Below are 16,305 nucleotides of genomic sequence, written 5' to 3'. Positions count from 1 at the left end.
GCAGTGACGATATGTCGCAGCGCAATCAATCGCGGTGATTTTATGGCTAAACACCTAGCAAGTAAAATTCCTGTGGCTAAATTATTCGCTGAAATAAGGACATAGTGCACCTTTGTGGGGCTGTAGCCCAGACGCTGCGGGCATTAGCTTGATTTTAATCAATTGTGTTTTGTTTAGGGTGTAACGAAGTTTTATTGCTCTAAATGATAATGAATATTGTTTGCGAGAGTTTTAAGCGGGTGTTGAGTGCGTCGCGGGGAAAGTTGTTGTTACTTGCCCGTATGGCGCAAGTTGCCAGCGCGCAACTTTTAACTGATTTTTCCTAAGCCAATACCGCTCTGGATCAAGGTTTTGCTCAAAAAGTCGTTTTGACTCGGTTTCTGTGGGAGTCGGGCTTTTCGGATCGCCGCATCGCCGCGATGGCGGTGGGGCATTAGGCAAATGGGTGGCTGAAACGCCGCTACCGCAGGCAGGCCAGCTCCCACATCGGGTTTCGGGAGGGGGGCAGTAACCTTTCGCCCAGGCAAAAAAAACGCCCCGAACCAGTCGGGGCGTCAGATCGTGCGGCACTGCGGTTAGCTTTCTATCGGGCCCGCAATGGCCGTGTACTCAGGTCACTTAGTGAAACTGTTCTTCTTCGGTCGAGCCGGTCAGCGCGGTCACGGACGAGGTGCCGCCCTGGATCACGGTGGTCATGTCGTCGAAGTAGCCGGTGCCCACTTCCTGCTGGTGCGCCACGAAGGTGTAGCCTTTAGCGGCGTCAGCGAATTCCTGCTCTTGCAGCTTCACGTAGGCAGTCATGTCGTTGCGGGCGTAGTCGTGCGCCAGGTTGAACATGCTGTGCCACATGTTGTGAATGCCGGCCAGGGTGATGAACTGGTGCTTGTAGCCCATGGCGGACAGTTCGCGCTGGAACTTGGCGATGGTCGCGTCGTCCAGGTTCTTCTTCCAGTTGAAAGAAGGCGAGCAGTTGTAGGACAGCAGTTGGTCCGGGTATTCCTTCTTGATCGCCTCGGCGAAGCGACGGGCTTCGTCCAGGTCTGGCTTGGCGGTTTCGCACCAGATCAGGTCGGCGTACGGTGCGTAGGCCAGGCCGCGGGCAATTGCTTGATCCAGGCCAGCGCGTACCTTGTAGAAGCCTTCCTGGGTGCGCTCGCCAGTCACGAACGGCTGGTCGTACGGGTCGCAGTCCGAAGTCAGCAGGTCAGCAGCGTTGGCGTCGGTACGGGCCAGGATGATGGTCGGCGTGCCGGCAACGTCAGCTGCCAGACGGGCAGCGGTCAGCTTCTGTACGGCTTCCTGGGTCGGAACCAGTACCTTGCCGCCCATGTGGCCGCATTTTTTCACGGAAGCCAGTTGGTCTTCGAAGTGCACGCCGGCGGCGCCTGCTTCGATCATGCTTTTCATCAGCTCGTAGGCGTTCAGTACACCACCGAAACCGGCTTCGGCGTCAGCCACGATTGGCGCGAAGTAGTCGATGTAGCCTTCGTCGCCCGGACCTTTACCGGCTTTCCACTGGATCTGGTCGGCGCGGCGGAACGAGTTGTTGATGCGCTTGACCACGGTCGGCACGGAGTCCACCGGGTACAGCGATTGGTCAGGGTACATGGACTCGGCGGAGTTGTTGTCCGCAGCCACTTGCCAGCCGGACAGGTAGATCGCCTGGATACCGGCCTTGACTTGTTGCACAGCCTGGCCGCCGGTCAGGGCGCCCATGCAGTTGACGAAATCTTTCTCGGGGCGGAAGGACGGCTTGGCGCCCTGGGTAACCAGCTTCCACAGCTTCTCGGCGCCCAGTTTTGCAAAGGTGTGCTCGGGTTGAACCGAGCCGCGCAGGCGGACGACGTCAGCAGCGGAGTAAGCGCGAGTCACGCCTTTCCAGCGTGGGTTTTCAGCCCAGTCTTTTTCAAGGGCTGCAATTTGCTGTTCGCGTGTCAGTGCCATGGGGAAAAACCTCGTCGCGTCTTTTGTGGAAAAACTACTGGGTTGAAAATTCCGTTTTGCCAGCCACGCATTCAGTACGTGGTTATGGCTGCTCGCTGACCAGAAGCTTAGGCGGTCAAGTTGGGCTTGGCGGGGAAGGCGACGGGATGAACGATAGGCTCAAGGGAGAAAGTGAGCAGGTAGAGGCGAACCGAGAACAGTCTTCGGGCGTCGTGGGCCTTTGTACGATCCAACAGTGTGTTGCCGGGTTACCTGGTTAGCTTCCGTCCCTCGGGACAACTTCGTTCCAGTCGCAACCTCGTCAAACACGCCTTGTGGGCGGTACAGACACGAATCGGCTCAGGTGGGTAACTTGGAGCGACGATCCGAAGGCCCTTGCCAGGGCCCCTGATTAGCGGGAGCGAGGCCATCATGCCCATGCTTTTTTGGATCGTCAAATGTTTTGTAGTGCTTTTTTTATGGCACTACATCTTTGGTCTAATACGACTAATCAGTCAGTTTTTGGTGCTTCAGTTCAAGGTGTCGACTTTGACCCGCACTGTCAGGTCATCCCGGCCCTGGGTCGAGTAGGTGCGGGTCGCGCCCTGTTTGTCGGCCTGGGTCTGGCGATTGATGCCGGCCAGCGTGATCCACTCACCCAGGCGCCCGCTGACGGTTGTGTCGGTACTTTGCACGTTCACTACATCGGGACGCTCCTGGCTCATGCGGTCACGATTGGTGCTGATGCTCAGGTGCACGGTCTCGCCGGTGACGCTGGCGGTGACATAGAAGCCCTGGGTGACGTTGCGGTACTGGGTCTGGTTTTGCGGGCGGCCATAGGCGTCGGGCTGGGTGGTGGTCAGTGGCACGCTCTGGCCGACCTGGATCAGTGCGGGCACGCCTTCGCTGGCCTGGATCTGCTGGATCCCGCCGTCACGGCTTTCGGTGCTGTAGGTGATGACCTGGCGGTTGGCCTGCTGATTGTTTTCGTTGGTGTCGACGGTGATCAGCAAGCGTTTGGAGGGTGTATCCAGTTGTGCGAGCAGGGCGCGCAGGGCCTGGATCTTGTCGGGCTCGGCATTGACGATCAACTGATTGCCGTAGGCGCTGACAGTGCCGTCCTTGCCAATGAAATTCTGCGCCACGGGTAACAGGTCGGCGCTGGCGCGGTTGTTCAAGGGTACGACTTCGGTGGCTGCCATTGCCGAAAAGCTGACGGCCATGAGCAGGCTGGCGACTAGGGTGCGTAGGGACATGTCCGTTATCTCTGCAAGTCATTTGGGCTTGATGGTGCCAGTTTATCGGCCCGGCGGGGCGTAAGTTGAATCGTAGACGGCAAAAGGCCCTGGCATCGGTGGATGGCAGGGCCTTTTTGGGGGGCTGCTAATGACGCCTTCGCGAGCAAGCCCGCTCCCACTTTTGACCGCATTTCAGGGGTCGAGCTCGATCAAGTGTGGGAGCGGGCTTGCTCGCGAAGGGAGCGACTGGGTCTAAAGTCAGCCCTCGCGCTCCATATCAACATGGGGAATCCCGACTTCCAGGAATTCCCCGCTGACGGTCTTGAACCCCAACCGCTCATAGAACGGCGCGGCATACACCTGTGCACTGAGGAACTGCCGGCTCTGGCCGCGTTTCTCGGCCTCGCCAATCACCGCTTCCATCAGTTTGTCGCCGACCTTCAGCCCGCGCCAGTCCTTGAGGACTGACACGCGACCGATCTCGCCGCTGGGCAGCAGGCGCGCCGTGCCAATGGGGAAGTCGCCTTCGAACGCGAGGAAATGCATGGCCCCGGCGTCGTCTGCGTCCCATTCCAGCTCAGGTGGAACCGATTGTTCAGCGATAAATACCGCTTCACGAATGCGCCGAATCTCGGCGATATCCTTTTGCCAGTCCGCGACACTTACGTGAATTTTATTCATCGGCAAACCCCAGGCTTCCTTGCTTGACCAGTTCGCACAGCAGGTCGCGGCCATCTTCATCAACCAGCCACGGGCCCAGGTTGTCGACGTGCAGGGCGTCGGCCGCGCAGATCAACTTCAGCAGTTCGCGCAGTTTGCCCGGCAGGTAACGGCTCTGGCCGCTGGCGAACAGCAATACATCGTCGTCCACTTCCGACCAGGCCAGGCGCGCGCTCGGGTTGCGGATCAGGACTGCACCGTCTTCCAGGCTGCTGATCACTTCATCCTGCGCCAGCTCTTCGGGGCCGGCGACCAGTTCCGGGTAGCGCGGCTCGGTCATGAATTGGCCGAACCAGGTCAGCAGCATGCGCTCGTCGCTCATGTGCTCGGCCAGCAGGCTTTTCAGGCGGTCGAGGGCGTCGCTCTGGATCTGGTGCGGGTCACTGACGGGCTGGACATCGGCGTCGGTGTAGCGCTCTTCATCCGTCAGGTACTGGCTGAGGAAGTCGGTGAAGTGGGTCAGCACTTCGGCGGCGCTCGGTGCGCGGAAGCCGACCGAGTAGGTCATGCAGTCATCTTCGGCGATGCCGAAGTGCGCCAGGCGCGGCGGCAGGTAGAGCATGTCGCCAGGCTCCAGCACCCATTCGGCGCTCTCTTCGAATTCGGCGAGGATGCGCAGGTCGGCGTGTTGCAGCAGCGGGCTCTCCGAGTTGCACATCTGGCCGATCTTCCAGTTGCGCTTGCCTTGGGCCTGCAGCAGGAACACATCGTAGTTATCGAAGTGCGGGCCTACGCTGCCACCAGGGGCGGCAAAGCTGATCATCACGTCGTCGATGCGCCAGCTTGGCAGGAAGCGGAACTGCTCCAGCAGCTCGGCCACTTCCGGTACGAACTGGTCGACCGCCTGCACCAGCAGGGTCCACTCGCGCTCGGGCAGGGTGCTGAAGGCATCTTCGGCAAATGGGCCGCGACGCAGCTCCCACGGGCGCTCGCCGTGCTCGATCACCAGGCGCGACTCGACTTCTTCTTCCAGCGCCAGGCCGGCCAGTTCGTCGGCGTCGATCGGGCTTTCGAAATCAGGGATGGCCTGGCGGATCAGCAGTGGTTTTTTCTGCCAGTAGTCGCGCAGGAATTCCCGTGCCGTGATGCCGCCCAGAAGTTGAAGAGGAATATCAGGATTCATGTGTAACCTATTGAAAAAAAGCACTTTTCAGACGGGAATAAAAACGCCCGGCGCTGCCGGGCGTCTTAAGGGGTCAAGCCGCAATCAGATGCGTTTGGCTTGGTCTACAGCGTTGCCGATGTAGTTGGCCGGGGTCAGCAGTTTCAGCTCGGCCTTGGCCGCAGCTGGCATGTCCAGGCCGTCGATGAAAGTTTGCAGTGCTTCAGGGCTGATGCCCTTGCCGCGTGTCAACTCTTTCAGCTTCTCGTACGGGTTTTCGATGTTGTAGCGGCGCATCACGGTCTGGATCGGCTCGGCCAGGACTTCCCAGCAGGCGTCCAGGTCAGCGGCGATTTTCTGCGCGTTGAGCTCCAGCTTGCTGATGCCTTTGAGGCTGGCTTCGTACGCGATCACGCTATGGGCAAAGCCCACGCCGAGGTTGCGCAATACGGTGGAGTCGGTCAGGTCGCGCTGCCAGCGGGAGATCGGCAACTTGCTGGCGAGGTGCTGGAACAAGGCGTTGGCGATGCCCAGGTTGCCTTCGGAGTTTTCGAAGTCGATCGGGTTGACCTTGTGCGGCATGGTCGACGAGCCGATTTCGCCTGCGATGGTGCGCTGCTTGAAGTAGCCCAGGGAGATGTAGCCCCAGATATCGCGATCGAAGTCGATCAGGATGGTGTTGAAGCGCGCAATGGCGTCGAACAGCTCGGCGATGTAGTCGTGGGGTTCGATCTGCGTGGTGTACGGGTTGAAGCCCAGGCCCAGCTCGTCTTCGATGAAGGCGCGGGCGTTGGCTTCCCAGTCGATCTCAGGGTAGGCCGACAGGTGGGCGTTGTAGTTGCCTACGGCGCCGTTGATCTTGCCCAGCAATGGCACGGCAGCCACTTGCGCGATCTGGCGCTCCAGGCGGTACACCACGTTGGCCAGTTCTTTACCCAGGGTGGTCGGCGAGGCTGGCTGGCCGTGGGTGCGCGACAGCATCGGCACGTCGGCGAAGCGGATGGCCAGTTCGCGGATGGCGTTGGCGGTCTGGCGCATCAGTGGCAGCATCACGTCATCACGGCCTTCGCGCAGCATCAGGGCGTGGGACAGGTTGTTGATGTCCTCGCTGGTGCAGGCAAAGTGGATGAACTCGCTGACCTGGGCCAGTTCCGGCAGCTTGGCCGCTTGTTCTTTGAGCAGGTACTCGATGGCTTTGACGTCGTGGTTGGTGGTGCGCTCGATCTCTTTCACACGCTCGGCGTGCTCCAGGGAGAAGTTTTCCGCCAGGGTGTTGAGTACCGCGTTGGCTTGCGCAGAAAACGCCGGCACTTCGCTGATGGCGGGGTGAGCGGCCAGGCGCTGGAGCCAGCGCACTTCAACCAGTACACGAGCACGGATCAGGCCGTATTCGCTGAAAATAGGGCGCAGGGCCTGGGTTTTGCCGGCGTAGCGGCCGTCAACAGGGGAAACCGCAGTGAGCGAAGAGAGCTGCATGGGGTGTTCTCGGACAGTCGGGCAACGAAATGGGGCGCGTATCATACATGAAAAAATCCGCCGGTCCGTTGCCAACTGACCGGCGTATTACGCGTAACGGCTTGAAAATAGCCCGTGGCTGCGACTTATTCGTTGCGCATCAACGGGTAAAGCTCTTTGAGCAATTTGCGACGGCTGATGACCAACTGCCAACGATGACCGCCCAACTGCCGCCACAACCGCGCCGAACGGATACCGGCCAGCAGCAGGGCGCGGATTTTCGAGGCGTTGTTGGGCTGTTGCAGGTTGCGCATGTCGCCGTGGACCTGGATCCGCTGGCGCAAGGTGCTCAAGGTGTCCTGGTACAAAGCGCCACAGGCGGCGATCACGTTCTCGTGGGCCGGGCCGAAGTGCTCGACCTGGGACTGGATCTGCGGCAGGCGCTTGCCGATGGTTTCCAGCAGGTCGTCGCGCTTGGCCAGTTGCCGCTCAAGGCCGAGCATCGACAAGGCATAGCGCAGCGGCTCGCGTTGCAGGGTGCTGGGGTCGCGCTCGAGGGCGCCGATCAGCGCGCGATAACCTTCACGCAGGCTCAGGTCGTCGCCGCCGTACACATCCAGGGTGTCCTTCGGGTCGACCACCAGCAGGCTGCCGAGCATGCAGGTCAGGCCGGCCTCGGTGACCTGGCCGGTCTTGGCGATCTTGTCCACCAGCACTGCGGCGAGAAACACGCCGCCCAATGCCGTCAATTGCTCCTGGGTCGGGCTCATGCCGGGGTGCTCCAGGGTTCGGCGACTTCAATCACGCCGCCCCCCAGGCAGATCTCACCGTCGTAGAACACTACGGACTGGCCGGGCGTGACCGCACGTTGCGGGTCATCGAAGGTGGCACGGTAGCCATTGGTGGTTTTTTCCAGGGTGCAGGGCTGGTCGCTCTGGCGATAGCGCACCTTGGCGGTCAGGCGGCGCGGAGCGCTCAGGTCGATCGGGTTGACCCAATAGATCTCCGAGGCCAGCAGCGCGCCGGAGAACAGCAGGGGATGCTCGTTGCCCTGGCCGACGATCAGCACGTTATGTTGCAGATCCTTCACCAGCACGTACCACGGCTCTTCACCGGCGTCCTTCAAGCCGCCAATACCCAGGCCCTGGCGCTGGCCGATGGTGTGGTACATCAGGCCGTGGTGACGGCCGATGACTTCGCCTTCGGTGGTCTTGATCTCGCCCGGTTGCGCCGGCAGGTACTGCTTGAGGAAGTCACTGAAGCGGCGTTCGCCGATAAAGCAGATCCCGGTGGAATCCTTCTTCTTGGCGGTGGCCAGGCCGTGTTTCTCGGCAATCTTGCGTACTTCGGGCTTTTCCAGTTCGCCCACCGGGAACAGGGTCTTGGCGATCTGTTCACCGCCGACGGCGTGCAGGAAGTAGCTCTGGTCCTTGTTCGGGTCCAGGCCCTTGAGCAATTCGGTGCGGCCATCAACATCGCGACGGCGCACATAGTGGCCAGTGGCGATCAGGTCGGCGCCGAGGATCATGGCGTAGTCGAGGAACGCCTTGAACTTGATTTCGCGGTTGCACAAGATGTCCGGGTTCGGCGTGCGACCGGCCTTGTATTCGGCCAGGAAGTGCTCGAACACATTGTCCCAGTACTCGGCGGCGAAGTTGGCGGTGTGCAGCTTGATGCCAATCTTGTCGCACACGGCCTGGGCGTCCGCCAGGTCGTCCATGGCGGTGCAGTATTCCGTTCCATCGTCTTCTTCCCAGTTCTTCATGAACAGGCCTTCCACCTCATAACCCTGCTCCATGAGCAGAACGGCGGAAACGGAAGAATCCACGCCGCCGGACATACCGACGATGACGCGCTTCTTTTGTGTGTCAGAAGGGGCTGGATCACGCATAGGATTTCAACGGGTGTCTTTAAAAAGGACGCGATTCTAGCAGGCCCGAGCCCGCAAGGCTAAAGAGAAGGACGGATCAATTCGAGACTGTGGCAGTGGCCGGCCAGATAATCGTCAATACAACGCATGATCAGCTCGCTGCGCCAGTCATCGCGCAAGGCCATCAACTCGTCACGGGTCAGCCAGCGGGCGCGCACGATGCCTTCGTCCAGTTGATAGTCCGGGTGGTGTTGCAAGGCCTTGGCGACAAAGCACACGCGCTGGTAGGTCACGCCATTGCTGGGAGCGGTGTACAGATAGATGCCGACGATGCCGGTGGCTGCGACGTCCCAGCCGGTTTCCTCGAGGGTTTCGCGCACGGCGGCTTCGGTCAGGGTTTCGTGCGGGTCGAGATGGCCGGCAGGCTGGTTGAGCACGGTGCGGCCGCCCTTGAGCTCTTCGACCATGAGGAAGCGGCCATTGTCTTCGACGATGGTGGCGACGGTGATGTGGGGTTGCCAGGTCATAGCGGCCTCGAATTCGGTGGGGTTGGGCCTAATCAGTGTGGGAGCTGGCTTGCCTGCGATGGCGGTGGCTCGGCTACATCTGTACCGACTGGCAGACTGCTATCGCAGGCAAGCCAGCTCCCACATTTGCTCGGGTTTTTTCATTAAAGCGGTGTTGGACACAAAGACAAACCCCGGCACATGGCCGGGGTTTGTGATGTCGCCCTACAGCATTACTTCAATGCAGCAATCGCCGCATTGAGGGTAGCGCTCGGACGCATAGCCTTGCTGGTCAGCTCAGGATTCGGCGCGTAGTAGCCGCCGATGTCCACTGGCTTGCCCTGCACGGCGTTGAGTTCGGCAACGATGGTTGCCTCGTTCTCGGCCAGGGTTTTTGCCAGTTGAGCGAACTGCGCCTGCAGCGCGGTATCTTCAGTCTGGGCGGCCAGGGCTTGTGCCCAGTACAGCGCCAGGTAGAAGTGGCTGCCGCGGTTGTCGATGTTGCCGACTTTGCGCGATGGCGACTTGTTGTTGTCGAGGAACTGGCCGGTGGCCTGGTCCAGGGTCTTGGACAGTACCAGGGCTTTCGGGTTGTTGTAGTTCACACCCAAATGCTCAAGGGAGGCTGCCAGGGCCAGGAACTCGCCCAGGGAGTCCCAACGCAGGAAGTTTTCTTCCAGCAGTTGCTGCACGTGTTTTGGAGCCGAACCGCCAGCGCCGGTTTCGAACAGGCCGCCACCGTTCATCAGCGGCACGATCGACAGCATCTTGGCGCTGGTGCCCAGTTCCATGATCGGGAACAGGTCAGTCAGGTAGTCGCGCAGTACGTTGCCGGTCACCGAGATGGTGTCCAGGCCCTTGCGGGTGCGTTCCAGGGTGAACTTCATCGCGTCGACCGGCGACATGATGCGGATGTCCAGGCCTTCGGTGTTGTGGTCTTTCAGGTAGGCCTGAACTTTCTCGACCACGACGCCGTCGTGGGCGCGCAGCGGGTCCAGCCAGAAAATTGCTGGCGTGTTGCTGGCGCGGGCGCGGTTGACGGCCAGTTTGACCCAGTCCTGGATCGGCGCGTCTTTGGTCTGGCACATGCGGAAGATATCGCCGGCTTCAACCGACTGTTCCATCAGCAGCTTGCCCTTGCTGTCGGTGACGCGGACTACGCCGTCAGCCTTGATCTGGAAAGTCTTGTCGTGGGAACCGTACTCTTCGGCTTTCTTCGCCATCAGGCCAACGTTTGGCACGCTGCCCATGGTGGTTGGGTCGAAGGCGCCATTAGCCTTGCAGTCTTCGATGACCGCCTGGTAGATGGTGGCGTAGCAGCGATCCGGGATCACGGCCTTGGTGTCGTGCAGCTGGCCGTCGGTGCCCCACATTTTGCCGGAGTCACGGATCATGGCTGGCATCGAGGCGTCGACGATCACGTCGCTCGGCACGTGCAGGTTGGTGATGCCTTTGTCGGAGTTGACCATCGCCAGGGAAGGGCGAGCGGCGTAGACCGCCTGGATGTCGGCTTCGATCTGCGCTTGCTGGTCGGCCGGCAGGGCCTTGATGCGAGCGTACAGGTCGCCGATGCCGTTGTTCAGGTTGAAGCCGATCTGTTCCAGCACGGTAGCGTGCTTGGCCAGGGCGTCTTTATAGAACTCGGCAACGATCTGGCCGAACATGATCGGGTCGGAGACCTTCATCATGGTGGCTTTCAGGTGAACCGACAGCAGCACGCCTTGTCTCTTGGCGTCTTCGATTTCGGCGGCGATGAAGCTGCGCAGGGCGTTCTTGCTCAGCACGGCGCTGTCGAGGATCTCGCCGGCCAGTGCGGTGGTCTTTTCTTTCAGGACGGTGGTGCTGCCATCCTTGCCGACCAGTTCGATCTTGACCGCATCGGCGGCTTCGATCTGTACGGCTTTTTCGCTGCCGTAGAAGTCGCCGTTGCTCATGTGAGCGACGTGGGACTTGGAGTCAGCAGCCCAGGCACCCATTTTGTGCGGGTGCTTGCGCGCATAGTTCTTGACCGACAGTGGGGCGCGGCGGTCGGAGTTGCCTTCGCGCAGGACCGGGTTTACGGCGCTGCCCTTGACCTTGTCGTAACGTGCACGGGTTTCTTTTTCCGCGTCGGTGGTTACGGTTTCCGGGTAGTCCGGCAGGGCGTAGCCCTGGGCCTGCAGTTCCTTGATCGCGGCTTGCAGCTGCGGGGTCGAGGCGCTGATGTTAGGCAGCTTGATGATATTGGCTTCGGGGGTCACGGCCAGGGCGCCCAGTTCGGCGAGGTGGTCCGCAACGGCCTTGGTGCCCAGTTGCTCGGGGAAGCTTGCGAGGATGCGCCCTGCGAGGGAGATATCGCGGGTTTCCACTTCAATATCAGCGGAAGCGGTGAAGGCCTCTACGATAGGCAGCAGTGAATAGGTGGCGAGGGCTGGGGCTTCGTCGGTGAAGGTATAGATGATCTTCGAGCGGGTGGGCATATTCGGATTAACTCTCTTCTTTGCTAAAAGCGTGCGCGGAAACTCGAGATGCGCCGGGTAAAGCGCGTTCGTTCAAAGTCATCCATGAGCCGAATGTCGATGTTTCTTCGCGGTGATGTTGGGTTGCATCAGTCGAGCGTCAAGCGGGTGGGCTACGGTGGCAGCCCGGCTTTTTCAGGCGCAGGTGCTCGATATAGAGCGGTCGGCCGTCGTGACTCTTTGGTCAGCGGCGGCATTATACATAGGTCGCTATGCTTACGCCGAGCCTTCATACAAAAGGTGGATCGTCCATTGGTCTAAAGGTCGCATGGACCGGATTGCGCCTAAAGTCGCACGCAGTGCTCAAGTTTGGCGTTTTTCCCTTTTGTTTCAAGGTTGTAGGCGACTAAATCTACCGTTTTCGCAGCAAATGTACCGGGCGCAAGGTTCCAGTCCACATTCAACTGGAGTAGGCTCGGGCACAGCCAGATGTTCAATCCACAAACGGAGTTCAGCATGGGATACAAGAAGATTCAGGTTCCGGCAGTCGGCGACAAAATCACCGTCAACGCAGACCATTCTCTCAATGTTCCTGACAACCCGATCATTCCCTTCATCGAAGGTGACGGTATTGGCGTCGACATCAGCCCGGTGATGATCAAGGTGGTCGATGCAGCTGTTAACAAGGCTTACGGCGGCAAGCGCAAAATCTCCTGGATGGAGGTGTATGCCGGCGAGAAGGCGACTCAAGTTTACGACCAGGACACCTGGCTGCCCCAGGAAACCCTGGATGCGGTCAAGGACTACGTGGTTTCCATCAAGGGTCCGCTGACCACGCCGGTCGGTGGCGGTATCCGCTCGCTGAACGTTGCCCTGCGCCAGCAGCTGGACCTGTATGTCTGTCTGCGTCCGGTGCGTTGGTTCGAAGGTGTGCCAAGCCCGGTCAAGAAGCCAGGCGATGTGGACATGACTATCTTCCGTGAGAACTCCGAAGATATTTACGCCGGTATCGAGTGGAAGGCCGGTTCGCCCGAAGCAACCAAGGTCATCAAGTTCCTCAAAGAGGAAATGGGTGTCACCAAGATCCGTTTCGACCAGGATTGCGGGATTGGCATCAAGCCGGTTTCCAAAGAGGGCACCAAGCGCCTGGCGCGCAAGGCCCTGCAATATGTAGTGGATAACGACCGTGAGTCGCTGACCATCGTGCACAAAGGCAACATCATGAAGTTCACCGAAGGTGCCTTCAAGGAGTGGGCCTACGAAGTGGCGGCCGAAGAGTTCGGCGCGACCCTGCTCGATGGCGGGCCGTGGATGCAGTTCAAGAACCCGCGCACCGGCCGCAATGTGGTGGTCAAGGATGCGATTGCCGACGCCATGCTCCAGCAGATCCTGCTGCGCCCGGCCGAATATGACGTGATCGCCACCCTGAACCTCAATGGTGACTACCTCTCCGATGCCCTGGCGGCAGAAGTGGGCGGTATCGGTATTGCACCGGGTGCCAACCTGTCCGACACCGTGGCGATGTTTGAAGCCACCCACGGTACTGCGCCTAAATACGCGGGCAAGGACCAGGTCAACCCGGGCTCGCTGATTCTGTCGGCGGAAATGATGCTGCGCCATATGGGCTGGACCGAGGCGGCCGACTTGATCATCAAGGGCACCAACGGGGCGATTTCGGCCAAGACCGTGACCTATGACTTCGAGCGCCTGATGGACGGCGCCAAGCTGGTGTCGTCGTCGGGCTTCGGCGATGCGTTGATTTCGCATATGTAAGTCGAAGGCTATGAAAAACGGCCATCCTGATTGCTCGGGATGGCCGTTTTTTTATGCGTGGTATCTGCTCGGTGGCGGATCAGGCCGTTTGTTTCTTTTTCGAATGAGCGGATTTATCTGCCTTGTCGTGCCTGTCTTCGTTGGTTTTTCCAGGCTCGACTGCGCAGATGGCGACAGCATGCAGGCCCTTGGGCCCCTGGACGATTTCAAAGGATACTAATTGACCCGCTTTAAGGGTCTTGTATCCGTCCATCGTGATCGCCGAGTAATGCGCAAAAAGATCATCCTCTTTGCCGTCTTCGTTAATGAAGCCGTAGCCCTTGGCATTGTTGAACCATTTGACCTTGCCACTGATCTTGACGCCAGACATACCCATATCCCTCTGCACCAGACTCCATCACTGGAGTATCATCCAGTTTATCCGTCCTAACCCGAATAAATAAGGTTGACTGCGCGGACCTTTTTTACCCACTGTGGGTTCTATTGGTTGTAACACCGTTTTGCCGATAGTCAAGGTGACCAGTCGGTCGGAGTTGAATTTCTGACAGGTCGCCCCCATCACTGTAAATGCACAACAGACGAACCTTTCTTTCATGCATGCATTCAGCCAGATTCGACTAACATTCAATCAGGATCGCCCGGATCATCTAGAAGACGATGACGGTTCTGCAGGCATCGCTGTTCAAGAGGCCAAGCCTGCTTTACAGGCGCCGCCGATGTACAAGGTGGTTTTGTTCAATGATGACTACACGCCGATGGATTTCGTCGTCGAAGTACTCGAGGTGTTTTTTAATCTGAACCGCGAGTTGGCGACCAAGGTAATGCTGGCCGTTCACACAGAAGGACGGGCAGTATGTGGAGTGTTTACCCGCGACATCGCCGAGACCAAGGCCATGCAGGTCAACCAGTACGCCAGGGAAAGCCAGCATCCGCTACTCTGTGAAATCGAGAAGGACGGTTAACTCCGACCACTTGGGTATGAGGTGAAGCTATGTTAAACCGCGAGCTCGAAGTCACCCTCAATCTTGCCTTCAAGGAGGCCCGTTCGAAGCGTCATGAATTCATGACCGTCGAACACCTGCTGCTGGCACTTTTGGATAACGAAGCTGCCGCCACCGTTCTGCGTGCGTGCGGCGCCAACCTCGACAAACTCAAGCATGACCTGCAGGAGTTCATCGACTCCACCACGCCACTGATCCCTGTGCATGACGAGGACCGTGAGACCCAGCCAACCCTGGGCTTCCAGCGGGTGTTGCAGCGTGCTGTCTTCCACGTGCAGAGCTCCGGCAAGCGCGAAGTGACGGGCGCCAATGTCTTGGTTGCCATCTTCAGCGAACAGGAAAGCCAGGCCGTGTTCCTGCTCAAGCAGCAGAGCGTGGCGCGCATTGATGTCGTCAACTACATCGCCCATGGCATCTCGAAAGTGCCAGGGCATGGCGATCATTCCGAGGGTGAGCAGGATATGCAGGACGACGAGGGCGGTGAGTCTTCTTCTTCAAGCAACCCGCTGGATGCCTACGCCAGCAATCTCAACGAACTGGCGCGCCAGGGGCGGATTGATCCGCTGGTGGGGCGTGAGATGGAAGTTGAGCGTGTTGCGCAGATCCTCGCGCGTCGTCGCAAGAACAACCCTTTGCTGGTGGGCGAGGCGGGCGTGGGCAAGACCGCGATTGCCGAAGGCCTGGCCAAGCGCATTGTTGATAATCAGGTGCCTGACCTGCTGGCCAACAGCGTTGTCTACTCCCTGGACCTGGGCGCGCTGCTCGCCGGGACCAAGTACCGTGGCGACTTTGAAAAGCGTTTCAAGGCGTTGCTTGGCGAGCTGAAAAAGCGTCCGCAGGCGATCCTGTTCATTGATGAAATCCACACCATCATTGGCGCCGGTGCGGCTTCCGGTGGGGTGATGGATGCGTCCAACCTGCTCAAGCCGCTGCTGTCTTCGGGTGATATCCGTTGCATCGGTTCGACCACGTTCCAGGAGTTTCGCGGGATCTTCGAAAAAGACCGTGCTCTGGCGCGTCGCTTCCAGAAAGTCGACGTGTCCGAGCCTTCGGTCGAAGACACTATTGGCATCCTGCGGGGACTGAAAGGGCGTTTCGAAGCGCACCACGGCATCGAGTACAGTGATGAGGCGCTGCGTGCAGCCGCCGAGCTGGCCTCGCGCTACATCAATGACCGGCATATGCCCGACAAGGCCATCGACGTGATCGACGAAGCCGGGGCCTACCAGCGCCTGCAGCCGGTAGAGAAGCGTGTGAAGCGCATCGAAGTGCCGCAGGTCGAGGATATCGTGGCGAAAATCGCGCGAATTCCGCCAAAACACGTCACCAGCTCCGACAAAGAGCTGCTGCGTAACCTGGAGCGCGACCTCAAGTTGACAGTGTTTGGCCAGGATGCGGCGATTGACTCGCTGTCGACGGCGATCAAGCTGTCCCGGGCTGGCCTCAAGTCGCCGGACAAACCGGTGGGTTCGTTCCTGTTTGCCGGGCCTACCGGCGTCGGCAAGACCGAAGCGGCGCGGCAGTTGGCCAAGGCCATGGGCATTGAGCTGGTGCGGTTCGACATGTCCGAATACATGGAGCGGCACACCGTGTCGCGCCTGATCGGTGCGCCTCCGGGCTATGTCGGCTTCGATCAGGGCGGTCTGTTGACCGAGGCGATTACCAAGCAGCCGCACTGCGTACTGCTGCTCGATGAAATCGAAAAGGCCCACCCGGAAGTCTTCAACCTGCTGCTGCAGGTCATGGACCACGGGACCCTGACCGACAACAACGGGCGCAAGGCGGACTTCCGCAACGTGATCGTGATCATGACCACCAACGCCGGTGCCGAGACGGCCGCGCGGGCTTCCATTGGCTTTACTCATCAGGATCACTCTTCCGACGCCATGGAAGTGATCAAGAAGAGCTTCACGCCGGAATTCCGCAACCGCCTGGACACCATTATCCAGTTTGGTCGCCTCAGCCATGAGGTGATCAAGAGCGTGGTGGACAAGTTCCTTACCGAGCTTCAGGCGCAGTTGGAAGACAAGCGCGTGCAGCTGGAGGTGACGGAAGCGGCACGCAGCTGGATCGCCGAGGGCGGCTACGACGCGGCAATGGGCGCCCGCCCAATGGCGCGTCTGATCCAGGACAAGATCAAGCGGCCATTGGCCGAAGAGATCCTGTTCGGCGAGCTCTCCGACCATGGTGGCGTGGTGCATATCGACTTGAAGGATGGCGAGCTGACCTTCGACTTCGAGACCACTGCTGAAATGGCCTGATCGCAACACAACAAAAAG

The 16,305-nt window shown here is 59.6% G+C and carries 13 protein-coding genes; 3 read left to right on the top strand and 10 right to left on the bottom strand.

The features are described from left to right. Positions 1-618: 618 nt before the first annotated feature. The 9 genes from aceA to HU773_RS16370 all read right to left on the bottom strand — a co-directional run bounded on the left by aceA (position 619) and on the right by HU773_RS16370 (position 11,273). Positions 619-1,944 carry an isocitrate lyase gene (aceA, locus tag HU773_RS16410; protein ID WP_003219577.1) on the bottom strand — a complete coding sequence of 442 codons (1,326 nt, stop codon included), beginning with the start codon at positions 1,942-1,944 and terminating at the stop codon, positions 619-621. Between the two features lie 509 nt (positions 1,945-2,453). Beyond that, positions 2,454-3,179, bottom strand: a complete 726-nt coding sequence (locus HU773_RS16405; RefSeq protein WP_057960015.1) for a secretin N-terminal domain-containing protein — start codon at positions 3,177-3,179, stop codon at positions 2,454-2,456. A 240-nt stretch (positions 3,180-3,419) separates the two neighbouring features. Continuing rightward, positions 3,420-3,842, bottom strand: coding sequence for a GNAT family N-acetyltransferase (locus HU773_RS16400; protein ID WP_128593587.1), 423 nt, complete (start codon positions 3,840-3,842; stop codon positions 3,420-3,422). Further along, a complete protein-coding gene (locus HU773_RS16395; RefSeq protein ID WP_115128480.1) occupies positions 3,835-5,004 on the bottom strand; it encodes a ribosomal protein uL16 3-hydroxylase in 1,170 nt (389 codons plus the stop codon). Before HU773_RS16395 ends, HU773_RS16400 begins: the two co-directional genes overlap by 8 nt. Before the next feature lie 84 nt (positions 5,005-5,088). Continuing rightward, positions 5,089-6,459 (bottom strand): adenylosuccinate lyase, encoded by a 1,371-nt coding sequence (gene purB / locus HU773_RS16390; protein ID WP_038441746.1) that lies wholly within the window; start codon positions 6,457-6,459, stop codon positions 5,089-5,091. A gap of 125 nt (positions 6,460-6,584) precedes the next feature. Next, on the bottom strand, positions 6,585-7,208 hold the full coding sequence (gene hflD / locus HU773_RS16385) for a high frequency lysogenization protein HflD (RefSeq protein WP_005789104.1): 624 nt from the start codon (positions 7,206-7,208) through the stop codon (positions 6,585-6,587). Continuing rightward, the gene (gene mnmA / locus HU773_RS16380) at positions 7,205-8,329 is read right to left on the bottom strand and encodes a tRNA 2-thiouridine(34) synthase MnmA (RefSeq protein WP_169990596.1); all 1,125 of its coding nucleotides are present in this window, start codon (positions 8,327-8,329) and stop codon (positions 7,205-7,207) included. The genes hflD and mnmA overlap by 4 nt, the downstream gene beginning before the upstream one ends. A gap of 59 nt (positions 8,330-8,388) precedes the next feature. Beyond that, positions 8,389-8,835: an NUDIX hydrolase gene (locus tag HU773_RS16375; RefSeq protein WP_128593586.1), complete on the bottom strand. Its 447-nt coding sequence runs from the start codon at positions 8,833-8,835 to the stop codon at positions 8,389-8,391. Between the two features lie 212 nt (positions 8,836-9,047). Continuing rightward, positions 9,048-11,273, bottom strand: a complete 2,226-nt coding sequence (locus tag HU773_RS16370) for an NADP-dependent isocitrate dehydrogenase (RefSeq protein WP_169990005.1) — start codon at positions 11,271-11,273, stop codon at positions 9,048-9,050. Between the two features lie 495 nt (positions 11,274-11,768). Between HU773_RS16370 and icd the strand changes: the two genes are divergently transcribed. Then, a complete protein-coding gene (gene icd / locus HU773_RS16365) occupies positions 11,769-13,025 on the top strand; it encodes an NADP-dependent isocitrate dehydrogenase (protein ID WP_057441442.1) in 1,257 nt (418 codons plus the stop codon). A 79-nt stretch (positions 13,026-13,104) separates the two neighbouring features. Here icd and cspD read toward each other — a convergent pair whose 3' ends face one another. Continuing rightward, a complete protein-coding gene (gene cspD / locus HU773_RS16360) occupies positions 13,105-13,395 on the bottom strand; it encodes a cold shock domain-containing protein CspD (RefSeq protein WP_057960026.1) in 291 nt (96 codons plus the stop codon). Positions 13,396-13,618: 223 nt separating this feature from the next. Here cspD and clpS point away from each other — a divergent pair, with 223 nt between their 5' ends. Both clpS and clpA read left to right on the top strand, forming a co-directional pair. Beyond that, positions 13,619-13,987, top strand: a complete 369-nt coding sequence (clpS, locus tag HU773_RS16355; RefSeq protein ID WP_029293391.1) for an ATP-dependent Clp protease adapter ClpS — start codon at positions 13,619-13,621, stop codon at positions 13,985-13,987. Between the two features lie 29 nt (positions 13,988-14,016). Then, complete coding sequence (gene clpA / locus HU773_RS16350; protein WP_057445275.1) at positions 14,017-16,287, top strand: ATP-dependent Clp protease ATP-binding subunit ClpA; 2,271 nt, start codon at positions 14,017-14,019, stop codon at positions 16,285-16,287. Positions 16,288-16,305 lie beyond the last annotated feature (18 nt).

The organism is Pseudomonas shahriarae (genome assembly GCF_014268455.2).
GTDB lineage: Bacteria > Pseudomonadota > Gammaproteobacteria > Pseudomonadales > Pseudomonadaceae > Aquipseudomonas > Aquipseudomonas shahriarae.
This window is presented reverse-complemented; position numbering and strand designations above follow the sequence as displayed.

Bases quoted from the DNA above. Each gene is read 5' to 3' on its own strand.
- HU773_RS16400 (WP_128593587.1), bottom strand. From the start codon at position 3,842: ATGAATAAAATTCACGTAAGTGTCGCGGACTGGCAAAAGGATATCGCC.
- HU773_RS16375 (WP_128593586.1), bottom strand. From the start codon at position 8,835: ATGACCTGGCAACCCCACATCACCGTCGCCACCATCGTCGAAGACAAT.
- clpA (WP_057445275.1), top strand. From the start codon at position 14,017: ATGTTAAACCGCGAGCTCGAAGTCACCCTCAATCTTGCCTTCAAGGAG.
- icd (WP_057441442.1), top strand. From the start codon at position 11,769: ATGGGATACAAGAAGATTCAGGTTCCGGCAGTCGGCGACAAAATCACC.
- HU773_RS16405 (WP_057960015.1), bottom strand. From the start codon at position 3,179: ATGTCCCTACGCACCCTAGTCGCCAGCCTGCTCATGGCCGTCAGCTTT.
- cspD (WP_057960026.1), bottom strand. From the start codon at position 13,395: ATGTCTGGCGTCAAGATCAGTGGCAAGGTCAAATGGTTCAACAATGCC.
- mnmA (WP_169990596.1), bottom strand. From the start codon at position 8,329: ATGCGTGATCCAGCCCCTTCTGACACACAAAAGAAGCGCGTCATCGTC.
- purB (WP_038441746.1), bottom strand. From the start codon at position 6,459: ATGCAGCTCTCTTCGCTCACTGCGGTTTCCCCTGTTGACGGCCGCTAC.
- aceA (WP_003219577.1), bottom strand. From the start codon at position 1,944: ATGGCACTGACACGCGAACAGCAAATTGCAGCCCTTGAAAAAGACTGG.
- HU773_RS16370 (WP_169990005.1), bottom strand. From the start codon at position 11,273: ATGCCCACCCGCTCGAAGATCATCTATACCTTCACCGACGAAGCCCCA.
- clpS (WP_029293391.1), top strand. From the start codon at position 13,619: ATGCATGCATTCAGCCAGATTCGACTAACATTCAATCAGGATCGCCCG.
- hflD (WP_005789104.1), bottom strand. From the start codon at position 7,208: ATGAGCCCGACCCAGGAGCAATTGACGGCATTGGGCGGCGTGTTTCTC.
- HU773_RS16395 (WP_115128480.1), bottom strand. From the start codon at position 5,004: ATGAATCCTGATATTCCTCTTCAACTTCTGGGCGGCATCACGGCACGG.